We start from the raw sequence: 20,818 nt of genomic DNA on the forward strand, positions 1-20,818 counted from the left end.
TTGAAATTAGCGTTTGCTAAGGCTTCCGAGAATACCACGCACCAGCGCGCGGCCCAATGAAGAGCCGACGGAGCGAACCACTGACTTCATTGCAGCTTCCGCTACGGTTTGGCGGCCGCGGGTCTGACCGCCGCGCGGGCCGGTCTTGGTTTCGCCGCCGAGAAAATCCGGAAGTTTCCAGCCGCCCGTGTTATCGGCTTGCTCCCCCTGAGCCTGCTCCGCCTGAGCCTCCTCCTCGGTCTTGGCCTGTACTGCCTTCTTCTGCAAAAGCTCATAGGCCGATTCGCGGTCGACCATTTCATCATAGACACCGGCGACGGGGCTGGCATTGATGAGCTTTTGACGTTCATCACTGGTCAATGGACCAATGCGGCCAGAGGGCGGACGCATCAATGTCCGCTGGACCATGGAAGGCACGCCTTTTTCTGCCAAGGTGGAAACCAGCGCTTCGCCTGTGCCGAGATTGGTGATTGCTTCGAATGTATTGAAGTCCGGATTGGCGCGGAATGTATCGGCGGCTGTTTTGACAGCATTCTGCTCGCGCGGCGTATAGGCACGTAAAGCGTGCTGCACGCGGTTGCCGAGTTGTGCCAGCACCGTTTCCGGCACGTCCAGCGGGTTCTGCGAGATGAAGAAGACGCCGACACCTTTGGAGCGGATCAGCCGGACGACCTGCTCAACGCGGTTGAGCAGCGCTTTGGGCGCTTCATTGAAAAGAAGATGCGCTTCGTCAAAGAAGAAGACCAGACGCGGCTTTTCCGGGTCGCCGATTTCCGGCAGTTCTTCAAAAAGCTCCGAGAGCAACCAAAGCAGAAAGGTTGAGTATAGGCGGGGATTCATCATCAGCTTGTCTGCGGCAAGAATGCTGACCTGCCCGCGCCCATCGGTTCCGGTGCGCATGATATCGGCGATTTTCAGTGCAGGTTCTCCGAAGAACTTTGTGCCGCCCTGTTGTTCCAGCACCAGAAGCGAACGCTGTATGGCCCCAACCGAAGGCTTTGTCACATTGCCATAGCGCGCCGATATTTCTTCGGCCCGCTCTGCAATATTAACCAAAAGCGATTGCAGGTCCTTCATGTCCAGAAGCAAAAGCCCTTCTTCATCGGCAATCTTGAACGCGATATTCAATACGCCTTCCTGCGCTTCCGTCAGATTCATCAGCCGCGACAAAAGCAGCGGGCCCATCTCGGAAATGGTCGCGCGGATCGGGTGCCCCTGCTCGCCAAAAATATCCCAGAATATGACAGGCGATGCGGCAAGTGTGTATGGATCGAGTTTCACATCGGCAGCGCGTTTGACGAGAAAATCCTTATCCTCACCTTTGGCGGCGATCCCTGAAAGATCACCTTTGATGTCCGAGCAGAAAACCGGAACGCCGGCTGCGGAGAAGCCTTCCGCCAAAACTTGCAGCGATACGGTTTTACCCGTGCCGGTTGCGCCCGTAATCAGCCCATGGCGATTGCCGAATTTGAGCAACAACGACTCGGCTTGGCTGTAGCTGTCATCCGGCTTGCGGCTTGCACCAAGGAAAATACTGTCTGCGGCCATATCGTTCTGTCCTCGTCCCTGTCGTCACTTCATCCATGGTATAAACAGCCAAATCCCGTGCGACAATGGCAGAACGTCGATGTTGCAGAAAAGCACAAGGTGGCGAGCACCCATTGCAATACCTGTTTGATGACTGTGCTGGGCGCTGGGCCGTTTTCCAGTGGTTTCGACAAGATCCCAGCAAAACGGCGAATCTTGCGGTAAAATTGCCATCTGCAATTGCATTTTAGTGGCGTAAGGTTGAAAACATGCACCCACATGAAAACGAAGGCTTGTGTCACAAGAATTTCATGCATATTACGTAAACGTAATTCAGGCCAGTTGGGAGATTGCACTTATGGATGAACTTATCGCTCGCATTACCGCCAATGTCGGCACCGATCCTGAGACCGCGCGCAAAGCGGTCGGGCTTATTTTGGCGTTTTTGCAGAAGGAAGCCCCTGCCGATAAGGTTGATCTGCTGATTGCTGGCGTACCTGGCAGCGAAGAGGCAATTGCTGAAGCCAAGGGTAGCGGCGGCTTGCTGTCCGGCCTTATGCCGGGCGTGATGGGCCTTGGCTCGAAACTGATGGGCATCGGTCTTGGCATGGGCGAAATCAGCGGCATTTCCAAGGAAACCATTGCTTTTGCTCGTGAAAAGGCCGGAAGCGGCCCGGTTGACGAGGTTGTAAACTCAATCCCGGGCCTTAGCCAGTTCGTTTAAGTACCGCTCTTAGGACGCAGTTGGAAACGCGCGCTTCACGGCGCGCGTTTTTCGTTTTCAGGTCCGGTTGATCGACACGCCGCCATCGACGAGCATGGCTGATCCTGTTGTGAAACTGGAAGCGTCCGAAGCGAGATAAAGCACTGAACGGGCAATCTCCGCCGGCATTGCACGGCGTTTGAGTGCGTGCAATGCTTCGACGAAGGCAAGCTTTTCAGGTGTATCGACCCAGGCTTCCGCCATGGTTGTTGCAGTACCGCCAGGCAAAATCGCATTGACGCGAATCCCTTGCGGCCCAAGCTCGGCGGCCAGAGTTTTCATCAGGCCAATGACACCTGCTTTACTTGCGGCATAGGCCGCTGTTCCCGGCATTCCCACAGTGTAGCCAACAAAAGTCGATGTAAAAATCAAGGAACCGGCGCCGCGTTTTTGCATCGCCGGAATCTGGTACTTCGCGCCGAGAAATGCCCCTGTCAGATTGACATCAAGTGCACCCTGCCAGCCTTCCAATGAGATGTCAGACGTTGGTCCCATCTCACCATTGGTACCCGCATTGTTAAAGCCGATATCCAATCTGCCAAATGTGGTTTCTGCCAGCTCCACCAATGCCTTGGCGTAGGCTTCATCAGCAACATTGCCCGCCAGCGCTACAGCTTTGCCGCCAGCCGATTCGATTTCTGCAACAAGCTTATCAAGTTCGTTCTGGCGCCTTGCTGCAACAACAAGATGAGCACCTTCGCTTGCGAAAAGCTTTGCTGTTTCATAGCCGATACCGGAGCTTGCACCTGTAATAATGGCTGTTTTTCCATTGAGTGTTTTCATAAATTGAACCTTTTCAGTGTTTCGTGCCGGCAAAGTTTCATGGATCACCGGTGCCAGCCACCCGAAACCGGCAGCGAGGAAAAACACCATTCTTTTCAGTGGGTTGCTCTAGCGGCACTTTGCTTTGTTGCGAAGCAGCATGGTTCCACCTAAAGTCGTACACAACGAACAGACTACCGGGAGAAAGCATGGACGCGTCACTAATCAAGGAAACGGAATTCGCACAGACGACCCATGAGACGTGGGTAAAACTTGCGCAAAAGGCCTTGAAAGGCGCAGATTTCGACGAAACCCTGATTTCTCGCACAGACGATGATATTGCCATCAACCCATTGTATCAGCGCGCCCGCAAGGCACAGCTGACACCGCGCAAAAATCCCTCTCAAGCATGGCACATCGTGCAACGGATTGATGATCCTGATCCTGTCCGGGCAAACAGGCAATTGCTGGAAGATCTGGAGAATGGAGCGACTGGAATCGCGCTGGTTTTTGAAGGTGCACCCAACGCTTTCGGATATGGATTACCCTCCACCCGCGAAGCTGTCGATCAGGTGCTGCGGGGTGTTCATCTTGACATGATTCACCTGCGGATGGATGTCCATCCAAAAAGCCGCGCTTGCGCCGACTGGTTTGTCGATTACATGCGACCACGCGATGTTAATCCGAAGACCCTCAGCTTTTCTTTGGGTATCGATCCGGCGGCAACGCTGGCGGGAACCGGACGTTTGCGCATGAGCATCGCAGCGCTGAAAGCGTCGTTGCCTCAATCACTTGCCGGATTTTTCTCCGAAGATTTGCCCGGTATTGTGTTGGAGGCCGATGGCCGGGTTTATCACAATGCCGGAGCCACGGAAGCGCAGGAACTTGGTGCCATGCTCTCCATTGCCGCAGGGCATTTCCGGCTGTTTGAGGAGGCGCGCCAGCCCATCCATTTCGCCGCTCCACATATTGGTTTTGCCTTGTCAGTCGATCAGGACCAGTTCGTCTCAATTGCGAAAATACGCGCGCTGCGCCGTCTTTGGTCGCGCTTGCAGGAAGCCTGCAATATCAAGCCATCAGCAACGATGATCCATGCAGAAACTTCCATGCGGATGATGACGAAGCTAGATTCTGAAACCAATATTCTGCGTAACACCATAGCTTCTTTTGCCGCAGCTATCGGCGGCGCAGATACGATATCGATCCTGCCGCATACTCTTTCACACGGGTTACCGGATGCCGCGGCACGCCGCCTTGCCCGGAACACCCAGCTCATTGTGGCCGATGAAAGCAATCTTGCCTTCGTTGCCGATCCTGCCTGTGGCTCCGGCGCAGTGGAAAGTTTGACGGAAGCACTGTGCGAAGCCGCCTGGAAGGAGTTTCAAACCCTTGAGCGTGATGGCGGCATTCTTCAAAGCCTTGTTGACGGCAAGCTTCAGGCGCGCATCGTCAACGCCCGCCATGCCCGCGCCGAGCAGTATAAATCCGGCGAGCGTTCCATCGTGGGTACCACTGTCTTTCCGGCCGTAACCGAGCGGCCTGTGAAAGTGCTGGACGCTCCGCATATGCCATTGCCGACAGATGGCGTGGTTCACTGCGAACCACTGACTTTTCCGCGCATCGATGAAACATTGCAGGCTTGAACCAATGAGAATTCCCGATTTTACCAAGATCGATTGGCAAGCACCAAAAGCTTCTGTCGCCAAGCCGGACAATGCAGCCTGGAAAACCCCGGAAGGCATCAAGGTCAATCGCTCCTACGGCGATTCAGCATTGCGGGGCCAGCCGCATCTGGATTCCTTTCCCGGCGCCGCGCCCTTCATACGCGGCCCCTATCCGACCATGTACGTCCAGCAGCCGTGGACCATCCGGCAATATGCAGGGTTTTCAACGGCAGAAGAGTCCAATGCCTTTTATCGCCGCAACTTGAACGGCGGCCAGAAAGGGCTTTCCGTTGCCTTTGATCTCGCCACACATCGTGGTTATGACAGCGACCACCCGCGTGTTGCAGGCGATGTTGGCATGGCCGGCGTGGCAATTGATTCCATTCTCGATATGCAGCAATTATTCGACGGTATTCCGCTTGGCGAAATGACTGTTTCTATGACCATGAATGGCGCGGTACTCCCCATTCTGGCGCTATACATCGTTGCCGCGGAAGAACAGGGCGTGCCTCAGAACAAGCTCGCCGGAACGATTCAGAACGATATTCTGAAAGAGTTCATGGTGCGCAACACCTATATCTATCCGCCCCAGCCATCCATGCGGATCATTTCGGATATATTCTCCTATACGTCCGAGAACATGCCGAAATTCAATTCGATCTCGATTTCCGGCTATCACATGCAGGAAGCCGGAGCGACAGCGGATCTCGAGCTTGCCTATACGATTGCCGATGGTATCGAGTATGCGCGCGCTGGCGTTGCGGCAGGTCAGGACATCGATACATTTGCGCCGAGGCTTTCATTCTTCTGGGCTATTGGCATGAACTTCTTCATGGAAGTGGCCAAGCTTCGCGCTGCGCGACTGCTCTGGGCTGTTTTGATGAAGAAGAACTTTAACCCCAAGGATGAGCGTTCGCTATCATTGCGGACTCATTCGCAGACATCCGGCTGGTCACTTACTGCGCAGGACCCGCACAACAATATCATGCGCACCATGATCGAAGCCATGGCCTCAACACAGGGGCATACGCAATCGCTGCACACCAATTCTTTCGATGAAGCCTTGGCGCTGCCAACTGACCATTCGGCGCGTATCGCCCGCAACACGCAACTCATCCTGCAAAAAGAGTCCGGAACAACGCGCATCATCGATCCATGGGGTGGTTCTGCCTATGTCGAGCGGCTTACTTATGATCTGGCGCGGCGCGCACTTTCGCATATTGAAGAAATTGAAACGCTGGGCGGCATGGCAAAGGCTATTGAGCAAGGCATTCCCAAAATGCGCATCGAGGCAGCCGCTGCCCGCACGCAGGCGCGGATCGATAGCGGCCAGCAGCCGGTGATCGGTGTCAATTCCTATCGCCCGACAGAAGACACGCTGGTCGATGTGCTCAAGGTCGACAATGCCGAGGTCCGCGCGCGCCAGCTTTCCAAGCTCCAGCAACTTAAAGGTACGCGTGATGTTGCAGCCGTTGATGGTGCGCTCTCAGCACTGACCTTGGCTGCTAAATCCGGCAAGGGCAATCTGCTGGATTTTGCCGTCAAGGCCGCTCGTGCAAGGGCAACAGTGGGTGAAATCTCACTGGCGCTTGAAAAAGCCTATGGGCGCCATGTCGCGACGATCCATACGATTTCCGGCGTCTACCGCAAGGAAGTTGGCAAGAGCGAAGTTATGGATCGCGTTCAGGCCAAGTGTGCGGCCTATGAAAAGCGGACTGGCGAAAAGCCGCGCATTCTTGTCGCCAAAATGGGTCAGGACGGTCATGATCGCGGCCAAAAAGTCATAGCGACGGCCTTTGGCGATCTTGGTTTCGAGGTGATTGTTGGGGCGATGTTCCAGACACCTGAAGAAGTTGCGGAACTGTCAGCGGAAAGCAATGTGCATATTGTCGGTGTTTCGTCGCTTGCAGCCGGACATTTAACTCTGGTGCCTGAGCTTAAAGAGGCGTTGAAACGGCGAAACCGTGAGGACATATTGATCATCGTCGGCGGTGTGATACCGCCACAGGATTACGATGCTGTTCTGCAAGCTGGCGCGGCTGCGATTTTCCCTCCGGGAACTGTTATAGGCGAAGCAGCTGAGAAACTGATCGACAGACTGTTGGATTCGCTTTGAAATGATTACGATTTACACCCTTGATGGCGATCGTCTTGTTCCTCACATTGTGCAAGTTGGTGATCCAGCTCCGGACAATGCGGTCTGGGTCGATCTTTTGAATCCGACGCATGAAGAAGACGTGTACACTGAGGGCTGGGCCAATACTTCCATTCCGACCAGGGAAGACATGATCGAGATTGAGGAGTCCAGCCGGTTCTATGCCGACAATGGCTCGCAGTATTTGACGGCTTCCATCCTGCATTCAACCGAGAGTAAACATCACAGCATTGCGCCGATTACCTTCATACTGACGGATTCTCAACTGGTCACAGTCCGATACAGCGAGCCCAAAGCCTTTGCGCTTTATATCAGCCGCGTCACCAAAGCCCGCAACGGGCTGATCAACACCAAATGCAGTGGCGTGACGATTCTGCTCGGGATCATCGAAGCTGTGACGGACCGCATTGCCGATATTCTCGAAGGTGTTGCGGGTGATATCGATCATAGCTCATTTGCGATTTTCCGCCGGTCAGAAAAAGACCGGCCCATGACAACCAAGAATTTTCGTGACAGCCTCACCCGCATTGGCGGGCAAGGCGCGTTTCTTTCCAAAATTCGTGAAAGCATTGCCGGCGTCAGCCGTTTGTTGGTCTATATGACGGCAATCACGGACCAGAATGCCTACAAGAAAGAAACCCGCGCCTGGATCAAGTCGCTTGAACGCGACACGCAATCGCTCAGCACCTATGTGGATTTTCTTTCCAACAAAATCACTTTCCTGCTCGATACGGTGGTTGGCCTCATCTCCATCGAGCAAAACGCCATCATCAAGATTTTTTCCGTGGCGGCCGTCGCCTTCATGCCGCCCACACTGGTCGCCTCAATCTACGGTATGAACTTCCACTTCATGCCCGAACTCGACAAGGTATGGGGGTATCCCATGGCTCTCGGCGTTATGGTTGCTTCGGCGATCATCCCGCTACTCGTCTTCAAGAAGAAGGGCTGGCTTTAGACGAAATAATAAGGCCTGTCAGCTTGACTACTTCGTAAATTGCCGCTGTAATTTTACCTTGTGCGACGGAGCTCAATCATGAAAACCATTACACTATTGGAAATAGAAGATGAGGTAGGCTTCGTTTTTCCAATAGAAATTATTGCCAAATACAACTTAAAGCTTGGCGATGAGTTGAAATTGGTTGAGACGAAAGACGGATTTCAATTTACACCCACTCAACAATTGCAAAACGAACGGTGATATTTTAGCAGTAGCGTTAGCGTCTACTCCATTAATCACTTGGCGATTTTGATACCCACAATCTCCCACTCATGGTCATTCAGCACGAAGCTATCGCCCACTGATTTGCCGAACATCAGATTGGCAATCGGAGATACGTGCGAGATTTTTCCATGACTGGCATCAGCTTCATCCTCACCGACGATCATCCAAACCTGCTTCTTGTCGTCCTCATTGGCGATCGTAACCGTCATTCCGAAGCGCACGACATCGCTGTCCGGATCGGGAGGGGAGAGTTCAGCCGTTTCACGCCGTGCTGACCAATAACGCAAATCACGTGATGCCCTGGCAATCACATTGCGATCGCCCTCGGCGTTTCCTTTTGCCAGTTCAGCATGGGCCGCAGTCAATTCCGCATCAATCATGGCAAGTCCTTCGGCCGTCACCAGATTGCGGTGTGGGCTTATGGGGCGCTCGCCCAGATCAATTGATGAATTGCTGTCATCTTCTTTGGTAAAAGCTCTACTCATACAATTAAGATGGGGATTGCAGGCGCCAGCGGCAAGGGCAACCTGAAAAGCCCTGCCTAGAGCAAGTTTTGTTTATATAGAGTCATTCTGCCGGAGGGAATTCGTGGACAAGATCAAGGGATTTAGCGAGGGCGATGTTTATCCATCGGACGAAGCTGAAGCTCGATGGAATTGGCGCGAATTCACCCGGCCCTTCGGGATTCCGGCTGACGGCCACCCACGTTGTCAGGCAGCTTCGTCCGATGGATAAACATCGACCTCGCCACCTTCCGCGTGGACTGTCTCGTCATCCGAGAAACAGAATTGGCTCTATATAAACAAAATTTGCTCTAGATCAGTTGATCATTGCATCGGTCAGCGCTTCTGTGGGGCTGACGACACCGAAAGTCACGCCGTTCCAGTTGCGCATTTCGCGGTCGGCAAAGCGATCGAGCTTTGATTCCAGTTCGCTTTCACCGCGATAGATGCGTGCCAACACTGTTGCAATCATAGCCTCTGAAGCCCGCGTCGTACCATCATCGCATTTAACGGCAATACCCAAACCCAGCTCAGGCAGCGCGCCCACAAACACACCTTCCGCGCCGGTTTTCACGAATATGCGCCCCGGAGCCATTTCCATCAGTTTCGTGCAGGCCCGGCCCGTTCCTGCAACGTAAAATGGCGCAGCCATGGCAGCGTCCAGCAACCGCCTTGCGGCATGGGCGCGTTGAGGCTCAAGCCCGGTTCCTGTTGCCATGCGAGCGAACCCATGGGCCAAGCTACGAAGAGGAATTGCATAGGTCGGAATAGAACAGCCATCTGTTCCGCAATGGTCCAGTGTATGTGCTGCGCCGGTCACGCTTTCCATCGCATCGCGAACCATATCCTGTTCCGGCGAACCTAAAGCGGAATAGCCGCGTGTTTCGACGCCAAGATGCTTGCAGGTGCATAAAAAGCCAGCATGCTTGCCCGAACAATTATTATGCAAAGGCGTGGGTGTCTGACCGCTTTTGGCAAGATCGATCAGCACGGATTGTTCAAATGGCCAGTGAGAACCACATTCAAGGGCAGTGGAATCAAGTCCGGCACGGGAAAGCATTTCCCCGGCTTTCGCCACATGCAATTGTTCGCCGGAATGAGAGGCACAAGCCATGGCAAGTTCCTCATTGCCAAAACCATAGGCGTCCGCGGCACCACTTTCCACCAGTGGCAGGGCCTGTATCGCTTTGATTGCCGAGCGCGGAAATGTAGGGCGCTCTATATCGCCAAGCGAGAAAACAACATTACCATCACCATCGGTGACAACAACAGCGCCACGGTGACGGCTTTCTGACGTTTCACCCCGAAAAACTTCCACCAGAACCGGATTGCTCATGATACCTAAATTTTCCCATCAATAGGGCTGAAATTGGCCCGAATTTATGCCGTTATAATGCGCTCCGCGTGCCTTTCCAATGGAGAAACTGCTTGCTCAAACTCTTCCGTCATTTTGCGCTGTTTATATTTGTGCTGTTTCTCGCCCCAGCCCTGGGGGCAACCGGGTGGTGGATGACACAGACTCGCGCAGCAAGCTGGCGTGACGCTGACTGGAGTTCAAGCGGTGTGCTGCTTGCGCGGCCTGCCGTCAACGACGCCGCAATCTATATCATGGCGGCACGCACAGGCGGGCTCAAAGGCGCGCTCTCCCTGCATAGCTGGCTGGTTCTGAAACGCCCCGGCGCAACAAGCTATGATCGCTACGATGTGGTTGGCTGGGGTAATCCAGTACGGAAGAATGCCTATGATGCGGATGGAAGCTGGTACTCCAACACGCCCGCCATCATCCATGAGATCCACGGTCAGGAAGCAGCATCACTGATACCACAGATCGAAAACGCTATTGCCAACTATCCTTACGCCGCTCCGGGCAATTACGTGATCTGGCCGGGTCCCAACTCAAACAGCTTCGTGGCGCATGTACTTCGAGCCGTGCCGCAAATCGGTATCGTCCTGCCTTCAAATGCAGTTGGCAGGGACTTTCCCACGGAAGGCAGATTTTTTGCTATCGATGATGACTGGAAGAACTTCCACGCCAATCTCTTTGGCTATGCCGGGATCTCTGCCGGTGCGCGCAGCGGATTCGAGATTCAATTCATGGGCTTGGTCGCAGGTCTGGATATTTTGAATCCGGGACTTAAAGTTCCCGGATTTGGCAGGATCGGTTTGTAGAAACAGCATAATTGGCGCGCTTTTGCGAAACAATTTTTCCTGAAAATTCGAGACATTTTGAAGGCTGCCATATTTGTAACATATATAGTTACATGAAATACAAGCATCATATGGTCCGTCATCCCTGATTTGCCGCCAGCGCCTTGAACGAGATGGAGATTTTGAATGGCATCCTTTTCCGATCCCGATGTTGTTTCAGGATATGCTGCAAGAACCGAGCAGCTCGTGCCGGGACTGCGCCATTTGCACCAGATGGCCGGTCTGCTACTGGCAGAGAAGTCGCCTGCTGATGCGCGTGTGCTCGTCCTTGGCGCTGGCGGGGGAATGGAACTTGGAGCGCTTGCCAAAATGCAGCCGGATTGGCACTTTGTTGGTGTCGATCCATCAGTCGAGATGCTTCAATTGGCCAAGGCGAACCTCGGTTCGCTGGCTTCCCGCGTTACATTCCAGGAAGGCTATATTGAAAATGCGCCTGATGGCCCTTTCGACGCTGCAATCTGTCTCCTCACGCTTCACTTCCTGCCCCGGCACGAGCGGCTGGAAACATTACGCGGTATCCAGCGCCGACTGAAGCCCGGCGCTCCTTTTATTGTCGCGCACCACAGCTTTCCGAACAAGGATGGAGAAGCAGATAAATGGTTGGCGCGTTATGCGGCTTTTGCGGCCATGTCCGGCGTGGCTGCTTTTCAATCTGAAAACAGCATCCGAACGATGAAAGAACGATTGCCCGTCCTTTCACCTGAGCAGGATGAGGCCCTGCTTCGCGAGGCAGGGTTCTCCAATGTCGAGCTGTTTTATGCCGGTTTCACATTCAAGGGCTGGGTCGGCTACAAATAATGCCAGCTTGTTACTTGATCCGCTCAAGCACCGAAACGTAGTTTGCCACGGCAGCGCCGCCCATATTGAATATTCCGGCAAGCTTTGCACCCGGCACCTGAATGCCCCCGGCTTCGCCAGTCAGCTGCATAGACGAAAGCACATGCATTGAAACGCCGCTCGCGCCGATTGGATGGCCCTTGGCTTTCAGGCCCCCGGATGGATTAACCGGCAGGCGGCCGCCCATTGCCGTCTGACCTTCCAGCGCTACCTTTGCGCCCTCTCCCGGCTTCGCCAGCCCCATCGCCTCATACTCGATCAGTTCGGCAATAGTGAAGCAATCATGGGTTTCGACGAATGACAGATCGTCAATTGTCACGCCAGCCTGATCGAGCGCCCGCTTCCATCCTTCCGCACAGCCTTCAAACTGCAGTATATCGCGCTTGGAAATGGGCAGGAAGTCCTGCACATGGGCGGCAGCGCGGAATGCGACTGCGCGGCGCATTCTCAAGGCTGTCTGCGTATCGGTCAGCACCAATGCGGCCGCACCATCGGATACCAAAGAGCAGTCCGTGCGTTTCAATGGACCAGCGACAAATGGGTTCTTGTCACTCTCCTGACGGCAGAAATCATAGCCCAGATCCTTGCGCATCTGCGCATAAGGATTGTTGACACCGTTCTTGTGGTTTTTGGAAGCGATAGTGGCAAGGGCGTCGGATTGATCGCCATATTTCTGGAAGTAGGCCGCGGCAATCTGGCCGAACACACCGGCAAAGCCCGCTGGAATATCACCTTCTTCCGGCAGATAAGACGCCTTCAACAGGTTCTTGCCAATCTCCGGCCCCGGCGTAGAGGTCATCTTCTCAACGCCAACCACCAGCACGACTTTTGCAGCGCCTGCACGAATAGTCTTGATGCCTTGATGGACGGCGGCTGAACCCGTGGCACAGGCGTTTTCTACCCGTGTCGCTGGCTTGAAACGAAAAGCATCGCTGGCTTGTAGAACGAGGCTGGCGGTGAAGTCCTGCGGCGAGAAACCCGCATTGAAGTGACCCAGCACAATTTCATCGACATCTTCGGGACCGATGCCCGCATGATCCAGCGCGCCCAGCGCGGCCTTGACGATCAGCGTTTCGACTGTCTCGCCTTCCAGCTTGCCAAACGGTAAGTGCGACCATCCAACGATACAGGCTGTCATTTTATTCCTCCACAAAATGTCCTGTTCTTTGAGCTAACCATGAACCTGCCCCCCTTCAAGGTAAATGTCGTATAAACACGTAATATCAGCACAATTTTTTTATTGATTGATCAGTCAATCAAGAATAACCTTCCTAGCGAACGAGGATGTTTTCATGCCAAAAATCGGAATGGAACCACTGCGCAAACGGGCATTGATTGATGCGGCTATCCGCACGATCGGCGAGCGCGGTTCTTTGGATGTAACCGTTGCGCAGATTGCGCAGGAAGCTGGCGTTTCAGCTGCATTGGCGCATCATTATTTTGGTGGCAAGGAGCAATTGCTCCTTGCCACCATGCGGCATTTGCTGAACGAACTTGGTCAGGATTTGCTTGGCGCATTGCATGGCGCGCGAACGCCAGCGGCGCGCATAGCGGCTATCATCGCTGTCAACTTCTCGGCCGCGCAATTTGCGCCCCAAACTATCGCGGCCTGGCTGACGTTCTACGTTCATGCGCAGCAGTCCGATGAGACGCGCCGCCTCTTGCGGGTTTATGCACGGCGGATGCATTCCAATCTTGCTTATGCCTTGCAGCAACTGACAGACCGGGAAACCGCGCTCCAAATAGCGGAGGGAACTGGTGCCATGATTGACGGGCTTTATATCCGCCACGCGCTACGCAATGGCGCGCCTGAGGCTGCCAATGCCATTGCCCTTGTAGAAGATTACGTCACCACCAAACTTGCCGCCTCCGAACGCTCAAGAGCTGCCCTATGAAGCCCAATATTCTTGTCATCATGGTCGATCAGTTGAACGGAACGCTGTTTCCCGATGGCCCAGCCGATTTCATCCATGCACCGCATTTAAAGGCACTGGCTGCAACGTCCGCGCGTTTCGCTAATAGTTATACAGCTTCCCCGCTTTGTGCGCCTGCTCGCGCTTCGCTGATGTCTGGACAATTGCCATCGCGAACCCGCGTCTATGACAATGCGGCTGAATTTGCTTCCGACATACCCACTTATGCCCATCATCTGCGCCGCGCCGGCTATTACACAGGTCTGTCTGGCAAAATGCATTTTGTCGGGCCTGACCAGTTGCATGGTCTCGAAGAGCGGCTGACAACCGATATTTACCCCGCTGATTTTGGTTGGACACCAGACTATCGCAAACCGGGAGAGCGCATTGACTGGTGGTATCATAATCTTGGCTCAGTCACGGGCGCAGGCGTTGCCGAAATCACCAACCAGATGGAATATGATGATGAAGTGGCGTTTCACGCCCGCCAGAAACTCTACCAATTATCACGAGAGTCGGAGGATGCGGCGCGGCGCCCATGGTGCCTGACTGTCTCGTTCACCCATCCGCATGACCCCTATGTGGCGCGGCGCAAATATTGGGACCTTTACGAGAATTCGCCTGCGCTTGATCCGCAAGTCGCGGCTATCCCGTTTGATGATCAGGATAAACACTCCCGGAGACTGCTCCATGCCTGCGATCATACAGCGTTTGATATCACGCCGGAGCAGGTTCGCCGGGCACGCCAAGGCTATCTCGCCAACATCACCTATATTGACGACAAGGTTGGTGAACTTCTCGAAACCCTCGAAACAACCCGCATGCTCGACGACACCATCATCGTCTTCACCTCTGATCACGGCGATATGCTGGGTGAGCGCGGCCTGTGGTTCAAGATGAACTTCTTTGAAGGCTCTGCACGCGTGCCGCTGATGATTGCAGGCAAGGGCATCAACCCCCAATTGATCAAGCAGCCCGTCTCGACGCTCGATCTCAACCCGACGCTTGGCGCACTTGCCGGTATCGATATTGCGGAAGTTCTCCCATGGACCGATGGTGAGGATTTAACCCCGCTGCTAAGCGGCAAGGATCGCAATGGACCTGTGCTGATGGAATATGCAGCGGAAGGCTCGAACGCTCCGCTCGTGTGTATTCGAACAGGCCGATACAAGTTCGTGCATTGCGAGATCGATCCGCCGCAACTCTTTGATCTTGAATCAGATCCCCGCGAGCTGTCGAACCTTGCAGGCGATCCGGCATTCGCTGAAACAGTGGCAGAATTTACGGCTAAAGTACGGGAGCGCTGGAACCTTGCAGCCTTCGACGCCGATGTGCGGGAGAGCCAGGCAAGGCGCTGGGTTGTCTACGAGGCATTGCGCAACGGCTCCTATTATCCATGGGATTATCAGCCGCTTCAAAAGGCTTCCGAGCGCTACATGCGCAATCATATGGATTTGAACGTTCTGGAAGAGAACGCCCGCTATCCGCGCGGCGAGTGAGACAATTGTGGAAGCAGATTTCGTCATAGTTGGTTCGGGTTCGGCAGGCTCTGCCATGGCTTACCGCCTGTCGGAAGATGGAAAATATTCAGTGATCGTCATCGAATTTGGCGGCACTGACATCGGGCCGTTTATCCAAATGCCTGCCGCTCTCTCCTTCCCGATGAATATGAGCACCTATGATTGGGGCTTTGCCTCCGAGCCGGAACCCCATTTAGGCGGTCGCAGGCTTGTCACCCCGCGCGGCAAGGTCATCGGTGGGTCATCCTCCATCAACGGCATGGTCTATGTGCGTGGTCATGCGCATGATTTTGACCACTGGGCGCAAAGCGGTGCGACCGGTTGGTCTTATGCGGACGTGCTGCCGTACTTCAAGCGCATGGAGCATTCTCATGGCGGGGAAGCTGGATGGCGCGGCACCGATGGCCCACTGCATGTCAGACGCGGGCACCGCAATAATCCCTTGTTTCACGCCTTCGTGCAAGCAGGACAAGAAGCGGGTTTTGAGGTTACCGAAGACTATAATGGTTCAAAGCAGGAAGGCTTTGGCCCCATGGAGCAGACCATCCACAATGGTCGCCGCTGGTCGGCCGCCAATGCTTATCTGCGCCCTGCCCTTAAGCGGAAAAATGTGAATCTGATCAATGGGTTTGCCCGGCGTGTGGTTATCGAGAATCAACGGGCGGTTGGCGTTGAGATCACGCGGCGCGGCAAAGTTGAAACGATCCGCGCACGACGCGAAGTCATTATCGCGGCATCCTCCATCAACTCGCCAAAGCTGCTTATGTTGTCGGGTATCGGGCCTGCCGCCCATCTGAAAGAACACGGCATCAATGTCATTGCAGATCGGCCAGGCGTTGGCCAAAACCTGCAAGATCATATGGAAGTCTACATCCAGCAGGAAAGCCTGAAACCGATCACGTTGAATTCCAAGCTGGGTTTGTTTTCAAAAGGGTTGATCGGCGCGCAATGGCTCTTCTTCAAGTCGGGTCACGGAGCGACAAATCATTTTGAATCGGCAGCCTTTGTGCGGTCCAAGCCCGGGGTCGATTATCCGGATATCCAGTATCACTTTCTGCCAGCCGCGATCCGTTACGATGGCAAGGCCGCGGCCAAAGGCCATGGCTTTCAAGCTCATGTCGGCCCCATGCGTTCCAAATCGCGTGGCAGCGTCACGCTCCGTTCTTCTGATCCTTTCGAGAAACCGAAGATTCTTTTCAACTATATGTCGCATCCCGATGACTGGACAGATTTCCGCCATGCGGTCCGGCTCACGCGTGAGATTTTCGGCCAAGCTGCTTTGACGCCTTATCGGGGCCGCGAAATTTCCCCCGGCGCACATGTGCAGTCGGACGATGAAATTGATGATTTTCTGCGTGAGCATGCGGAAAGCGCTTTTCATCCATGCGGTACATGCAAAATGGGTGCAATCAGCGATCCAATGGCGGTGGTCGATCCGCAGTGCTGTGTTATCGGTGTTGAGGGGTTGCGCGTTGCGGATTCTTCAATCTTTCCACGCGTTACCAATGGCAATCTCAACGGCCCATCAATCATGACTGGTGAAAAGGCGTCCGATCACATTCTTGGACGCGATCTTCTGCCCCGCTCCAATCAGGAACCTTGGATCAACCCGCGCTGGGAAGTGAGTGATAGATGATCCCGCAAATACCATAATGCGTGGTTCGACAAGCTCACCATGAGGAAGGTTGTACATTGCAGGAACGCCATCGAGATTTGCTTGTGCAAGCATCTACCTCCCTCATGGTGAGCTTGTCGAACCACGCATAACGCCTATGCTATTTTTTTAATTCAAGGAGAACATCATGCGCGCGCAGCCGAAAGCATCGCATTTCATCAATGGCCGTTTCGTCGAAGACAAGGCAGGCAAGCCTCTCGACGTGATCTACCCGGCCACGGGTGAAGTCATTGCCAAGCTATACGGCGCAACGCCAGCGCTCATCGAACAGGCTGTGCAGGCTGCTCACGCCGCCCAGCCCGCATGGGCTGCTCTCAAGCCCGTGGAACGCGGCCGCATCCTTCGCCGCGCAGCCGATATACTTCGCGAGCGCAATGCAGAAATCGCGCATCTTGAAACCTTGGACACTGGCAAGGCCATTCAGGAAACGCTGGTCGCTGACCCAGCTTCAGCTGCCGATGCGCTGGAGTTTTACGGCGGTATCATTGCCGGCTTCAATGGCGAGATGATCGAGCTTGGCGGCTCCTATGCCTATACGCGCCGCGAGGCATTAGGCGTATGCGTTGGCATCAGCGCCTGGAACTACCCTATTCAGGGTGCAGGCTGGAAATCCGCCCCGGCGCTGGCCGCGGGCAATGCCATGATCTTCAAGCCATCGGAGAATACGCCGCTTTCGGCTCTGGCACTTGCCGAAGTCTACAAGGAAGCTGGCCTGCCCGACGGGCTGTTCAATGTCATTCAGGGCTTTGGCGATGTCGGTTCACAACTTGTCGATCACCCGCTGGTAGCCAAAGTCTCCCTCACCGGCTCGGTTCCGACAGGCAAGCGTGTGCTCGCGCAGGCCGGCTCGCACATGAAGCACGCCACAATGGAACTCGGCGGCAAGTCACCGCTGATCATTTTCAATGACGCGGATGTTGAGAATGCTGTCGGTGGCGCGCTTCTGGGCAATTTCTATTCAACTGGACAGGTTTGCTCCAATGGCACGCGTGTTTTCGTGCAAAACGGCATCAAGGATCACTTTCTTGATCGCCTCACCTCCCGCACGAAAGCCATCCGCCTTGGTGACCCGCTTGATCCGGAGATCCATCTTGGCCCGCTCGTCAATGCTGCACAGCGTGACAAGGTGGTGTCCTATATCGAAAAGGGCAAAGCCGAAGGCGCGACATTGCATTTCGGTGGCGGCGTGCCCCAGATGCAGGGTTTTGAAGGCGGCTGCTTCGTCGAGCCGACCATTTTCACCAATGTGACTGACAATATGGTCATTGCGCGCGAGGAAATATTCGGGCCGGTTATGGCAGTGCTGGATTTCACCGACGAAGAAGAAGTCATTGCCCGCGCCAATGACACGGAATTCGGCCTTTCGGCTGGCGTATTCACCAAGGACCTTTCCCGCGCCCATCGCGTGATCGGCCAGCTCAAAGCCGGAACCTGCTGGATCAATACCTACAATCTCGCCCCGGTGGAAATGCCTTTTGGTGGCTTCAAGCAATCAGGCGTTGGCCGCGAGAATGGTCTGGCTGCGCTTTATCATTACAGCCAGATCAAGTCGGTCTATGTCGAGACCGGCAATGTGGACAGCCCTTATTGAGGATCGTTGCGAGAATCACTAACCTCTCCGTCATCCTCGGGTTTGACCCGAGGACCCATTGTCGTCGTGATTAGTTCCCCAAAGCATAGATCCTCGGGTCAAGCCCGAGGATGACGGCGAAGTGAGCGCTTAACCTATTGAGGGCGCTTGCCCACATAATCGACATACTGCGTCAGCGCGCTGACCAGATGGTAGAAGATCGAAGCCGGAACCTCTTCGGCTTTGGCCCGCCCTTTCTCGTCAATAAGATCAATCCATAGTCCCTTTGGTGCGGGTTCAATATGCCAGCGGAAGAGCCGTCCAACCCGCGCTTCGACTTCAGGTTTCAGATCAGGCCCGCCATTGCCATCGAGCGCGATAGCCGCCTTGACGGCTTCGGTCTGCGGCCAGCTGCGGGAGTTGGTGTCAAGCGGAAGACCGTGGCGTGATACTGCCCCATAGGCAAGTTCCGTTGAGCGGTTCAGGCCATTGGCAATGGCCGATGCGTAAAGTTTGCGGGCGAAGCGGACCGCATCCTTCTGTCCCGAAGATGCTGCAAAGGCTGACAGGAGATGCGCCCATTCAAAGTGATGGCCCGGCTCTGTCCATTCACCCTGCTCGCCCGGTGCGCGATCCCAATCATTGCTGAAATACTCGCCAAGCGTCCAGGTTTCCGCATCGAACATGTGGTGGCGGAAGAGATCGACGATGCGCGCTGCGCGTTGCAGATAATCGCGATTGCCCGTTGCACCATACCAGGCCAGAAAAGCTTCGAGCAGGTGCATATGCGGGTTGGAACGCCGCAAGCCCTTGTCATCGGGCATTTCCAAAAAACCGGTCATGCGCGAATCTGCGAGATACTCGTCGATGAAAGCGAAGGTTTCCGTGGCGAGCCTCAATGCCTGCGGGTGCCCGGCCTTATGCGCATGAGCAAGCGCCAAGAGCACGAAGGATTGGTCGTAAGTGTCCTCCGAGGCATCCAGTACACTGCCATCCGGATTGAACGTCTTGACCCAGCCGCCACGATCCGTGCGTCCTTTGGTGATGAAGCTCAGGCCATGCTCGATAAGGTCGTGTGCGGGTCCATCCCAGCCCATCTCCTTGGCCACGGCAAAGGCATATATCTGCCGAGCCATCGTCCGCATACGCTTGGTCTTGGTGATAGGAATGGCGTCAAACGACATGGCTTCATGAAAGCCGCCATGGCGCGTGTCGACGCCCACCGTTGACCAGAGCGGCAAGGTTTCGTCAAAAAGCCAATGCCGCACCCGGTTCCCATAAGCGCCGACTTGCGGCAACCGGTCCTGCGAGGGCGTGAATTTGGTTTCCAACCTGCCTGTCTTTTCAAGCTGTTCGACGATTTTCCTGACATTTTGACTCTCATTGACAGGAGCCACGAAGGTTGCATCGGCGGTTGCTACAACGGCGGTATCGCGCAAGCCGACTGCCGAGAGCAAACGTCCCTCGCTGCGCAAATAGCTGTGCTCACAATCAATAGCCACGACATCGCCGACCAGCACATTGCCATTGCCATCAACTGAACCGACTTCCAACAGGGATTGCCAGGAGCCAAGGTCGTTCCAGCGAAATTTCGCTGGCACAAGCGCAATGTCCTTTGCGTGCTCCATGATCGCGTAGTCAACGGATATGGACGGCACGGCAGCGTAAAGATCATGCGGCAGATAGGTGCCGGATATGTTGGTGCTTGCCTCATCCAGCGCCGCAATAGCCTTGTCCCAAATCTCCCCGGCATGTTGCCGGAAGGCGTCTCGCATGACGCTGGCGCGGAAAAGAAAGATACCGGCATTCCAAAGGAAGTTTCCCGACGCCAGATACTTCGTTGCAGTCTCCTCATTCGGCTTTTCCACGAAGCGCACGACATCGCGTGTCAGTGCCGCCTCGGGTTTGACTTCAATGTAGCCGAACCCGGTCTCCGGACGATCCGGCTTGATGCCGAACACAACAATGCGCCCCGCTTTGGCCGCCTCGACACCGGCCTCAACAGTGTTCCAGAAATCGCGGTCGGTGGTAATTTCATGATCGGATGGCACAACAAGCACCAGCTCGTCGCCGTGTTCGCGCAAGGTTACTTCTGTCGCCAGCACGACTGCAGAGGCTGTGTTGCGCCCCATTGGTTCGAGAATGGGACGCCCTCCCGCCAGTTCAATCCCTGCCAGATCCTGATTGATGCGGTCTGAATGACGCTCCGATGCCAGCAGATAAACGGGAACGACAGTGCTACTGCGCGCCGCCATGCGCTTGATTGTGCGCAGCAGCATGGAGCCCTGCCCTGACAAATTATGAAACTGCTTGGGAAAATCCTCACGCGACAATGGCCAAAGCCTTGAACCGACACCGCCACTCATGACGAAGCTGATAATTGTTGCTTTTTCGATTGTCATTTACGCCCCGTTATTTCAGCATTTCAAAACTTCTTGTTCAATGAATACAGGACTTATTCTAATCATCACAGACTAAAGTCTTAACTATTCACACCTC

The 20,818-nt window shown here is 54.7% G+C and carries 18 protein-coding genes; 12 read left to right on the forward strand and 6 right to left on the reverse strand.

What is annotated here, in order from left to right; translation table 11 throughout:
- Positions 1–6: 6 nt before the first annotated feature.
- Complete coding sequence (locus ACYJL1_RS14580; RefSeq protein ID WP_460896056.1) at positions 7–1,548, reverse strand: helicase HerA-like C-terminal domain-containing protein; 1,542 nt, start codon at positions 1,546–1,548, stop codon at positions 7–9.
- A gap of 337 nt (positions 1,549–1,885) precedes the next feature.
- Here ACYJL1_RS14580 and ACYJL1_RS14585 point away from each other — a divergent pair, with 337 nt between their 5' ends.
- A complete protein-coding gene (locus ACYJL1_RS14585) occupies positions 1,886–2,251 on the forward strand; it encodes a DUF2267 domain-containing protein (RefSeq protein ID WP_115051976.1) in 366 nt (121 codons plus the stop codon).
- A gap of 57 nt (positions 2,252–2,308) precedes the next feature.
- On the opposite strand, the gene ACYJL1_RS14590 is transcribed toward ACYJL1_RS14585, so the two are convergent.
- Positions 2,309–3,073, reverse strand: coding sequence for an SDR family oxidoreductase (locus ACYJL1_RS14590; protein ID WP_460896057.1), 765 nt, complete (start codon positions 3,071–3,073; stop codon positions 2,309–2,311).
- Positions 3,074–3,261: 188 nt separating this feature from the next.
- On the opposite strand from ACYJL1_RS14590, the gene ACYJL1_RS14595 reads away from it, so the two are divergent.
- From ACYJL1_RS14595 to ACYJL1_RS14610, 4 genes are all read left to right on the forward strand, one after another.
- Positions 3,262–4,695, forward strand: coding sequence for a methylmalonyl-CoA mutase subunit beta (locus ACYJL1_RS14595; protein WP_460896058.1), 1,434 nt, complete (start codon positions 3,262–3,264; stop codon positions 4,693–4,695).
- A gap of 4 nt (positions 4,696–4,699) precedes the next feature.
- Positions 4,700–6,832 (forward strand): methylmalonyl-CoA mutase, encoded by a 2,133-nt coding sequence (scpA, locus tag ACYJL1_RS14600; RefSeq protein WP_460896059.1) that lies wholly within the window; start codon positions 4,700–4,702, stop codon positions 6,830–6,832.
- A 1-nt stretch (position 6,833) separates the two neighbouring features.
- The gene (locus ACYJL1_RS14605) at positions 6,834–7,826 is read left to right on the forward strand and encodes a magnesium transporter CorA family protein (RefSeq protein ID WP_460896060.1); all 993 of its coding nucleotides are present in this window, start codon (positions 6,834–6,836) and stop codon (positions 7,824–7,826) included.
- Between the two features lie 78 nt (positions 7,827–7,904).
- Positions 7,905–8,069, forward strand: coding sequence for a hypothetical protein (locus ACYJL1_RS14610; RefSeq protein WP_460896061.1), 165 nt, complete (start codon positions 7,905–7,907; stop codon positions 8,067–8,069).
- Positions 8,070–8,104: 35 nt separating this feature from the next.
- Here ACYJL1_RS14610 and greA read toward each other — a convergent pair whose 3' ends face one another.
- Entirely contained in the window at positions 8,105–8,578 is a 474-nt protein-coding gene (greA, locus tag ACYJL1_RS14615) for a transcription elongation factor GreA (protein ID WP_460896062.1), read from the reverse strand.
- Positions 8,579–8,681: 103 nt separating this feature from the next.
- Here greA and ACYJL1_RS14620 point away from each other — a divergent pair, with 103 nt between their 5' ends.
- A complete protein-coding gene (locus ACYJL1_RS14620) occupies positions 8,682–8,828 on the forward strand; it encodes a hypothetical protein (protein WP_460896063.1) in 147 nt (48 codons plus the stop codon).
- Positions 8,829–8,912: 84 nt separating this feature from the next.
- Here ACYJL1_RS14620 and ACYJL1_RS14625 read toward each other — a convergent pair whose 3' ends face one another.
- Positions 8,913–9,935, reverse strand: a complete 1,023-nt coding sequence (locus tag ACYJL1_RS14625) for an asparaginase (protein WP_460898053.1) — start codon at positions 9,933–9,935, stop codon at positions 8,913–8,915.
- An 89-nt stretch (positions 9,936–10,024) separates the two neighbouring features.
- On the opposite strand from ACYJL1_RS14625, the gene ACYJL1_RS14630 reads away from it, so the two are divergent.
- Both ACYJL1_RS14630 and ACYJL1_RS14635 read left to right on the forward strand, forming a co-directional pair.
- Entirely contained in the window at positions 10,025–10,765 is a 741-nt protein-coding gene (locus ACYJL1_RS14630) for a DUF3750 domain-containing protein (RefSeq protein WP_460896064.1), read from the forward strand.
- Between the two features lie 165 nt (positions 10,766–10,930).
- Positions 10,931–11,602, forward strand: coding sequence for a class I SAM-dependent methyltransferase (locus ACYJL1_RS14635; RefSeq protein WP_460896065.1), 672 nt, complete (start codon positions 10,931–10,933; stop codon positions 11,600–11,602).
- 10 nt (positions 11,603–11,612) lie between these two features.
- Here the strand turns inward: ACYJL1_RS14635 and ACYJL1_RS14640 are convergent, their stop codons facing one another.
- Positions 11,613–12,779 (reverse strand): acetyl-CoA acetyltransferase, encoded by a 1,167-nt coding sequence (locus tag ACYJL1_RS14640; RefSeq protein WP_460896066.1) that lies wholly within the window; start codon positions 12,777–12,779, stop codon positions 11,613–11,615.
- 154 nt (positions 12,780–12,933) lie between these two features.
- Between ACYJL1_RS14640 and betI the strand changes: the two genes are divergently transcribed.
- The 4 genes from betI to betB all read left to right on the forward strand — a co-directional run bounded on the left by betI (position 12,934) and on the right by betB (position 18,340).
- Positions 12,934–13,536, forward strand: a complete 603-nt coding sequence (gene betI / locus ACYJL1_RS14645) for a transcriptional regulator BetI (protein ID WP_460896067.1) — start codon at positions 12,934–12,936, stop codon at positions 13,534–13,536.
- A complete protein-coding gene (gene betC / locus ACYJL1_RS14650) occupies positions 13,533–15,053 on the forward strand; it encodes a choline-sulfatase (protein ID WP_460896068.1) in 1,521 nt (506 codons plus the stop codon). The genes betI and betC overlap by 4 nt, the downstream gene beginning before the upstream one ends.
- Positions 15,054–15,060: 7 nt before the next feature.
- Positions 15,061–16,710 (forward strand): choline dehydrogenase, encoded by a 1,650-nt coding sequence (betA, locus tag ACYJL1_RS14655; protein WP_460896069.1) that lies wholly within the window; start codon positions 15,061–15,063, stop codon positions 16,708–16,710.
- 166 nt (positions 16,711–16,876) lie between these two features.
- Complete coding sequence (gene betB / locus ACYJL1_RS14660) at positions 16,877–18,340, forward strand: betaine-aldehyde dehydrogenase (protein WP_460896070.1); 1,464 nt, start codon at positions 16,877–16,879, stop codon at positions 18,338–18,340.
- A 134-nt stretch (positions 18,341–18,474) separates the two neighbouring features.
- On the opposite strand, the gene ACYJL1_RS14665 is transcribed toward betB, so the two are convergent.
- The gene (locus ACYJL1_RS14665) at positions 18,475–20,721 is read right to left on the reverse strand and encodes an AGE family epimerase/isomerase (RefSeq protein WP_460896071.1); all 2,247 of its coding nucleotides are present in this window, start codon (positions 20,719–20,721) and stop codon (positions 18,475–18,477) included.
- Positions 20,722–20,818 lie beyond the last annotated feature (97 nt).

Source organism: Phyllobacterium sp. K27 (assembly GCF_054796155.1).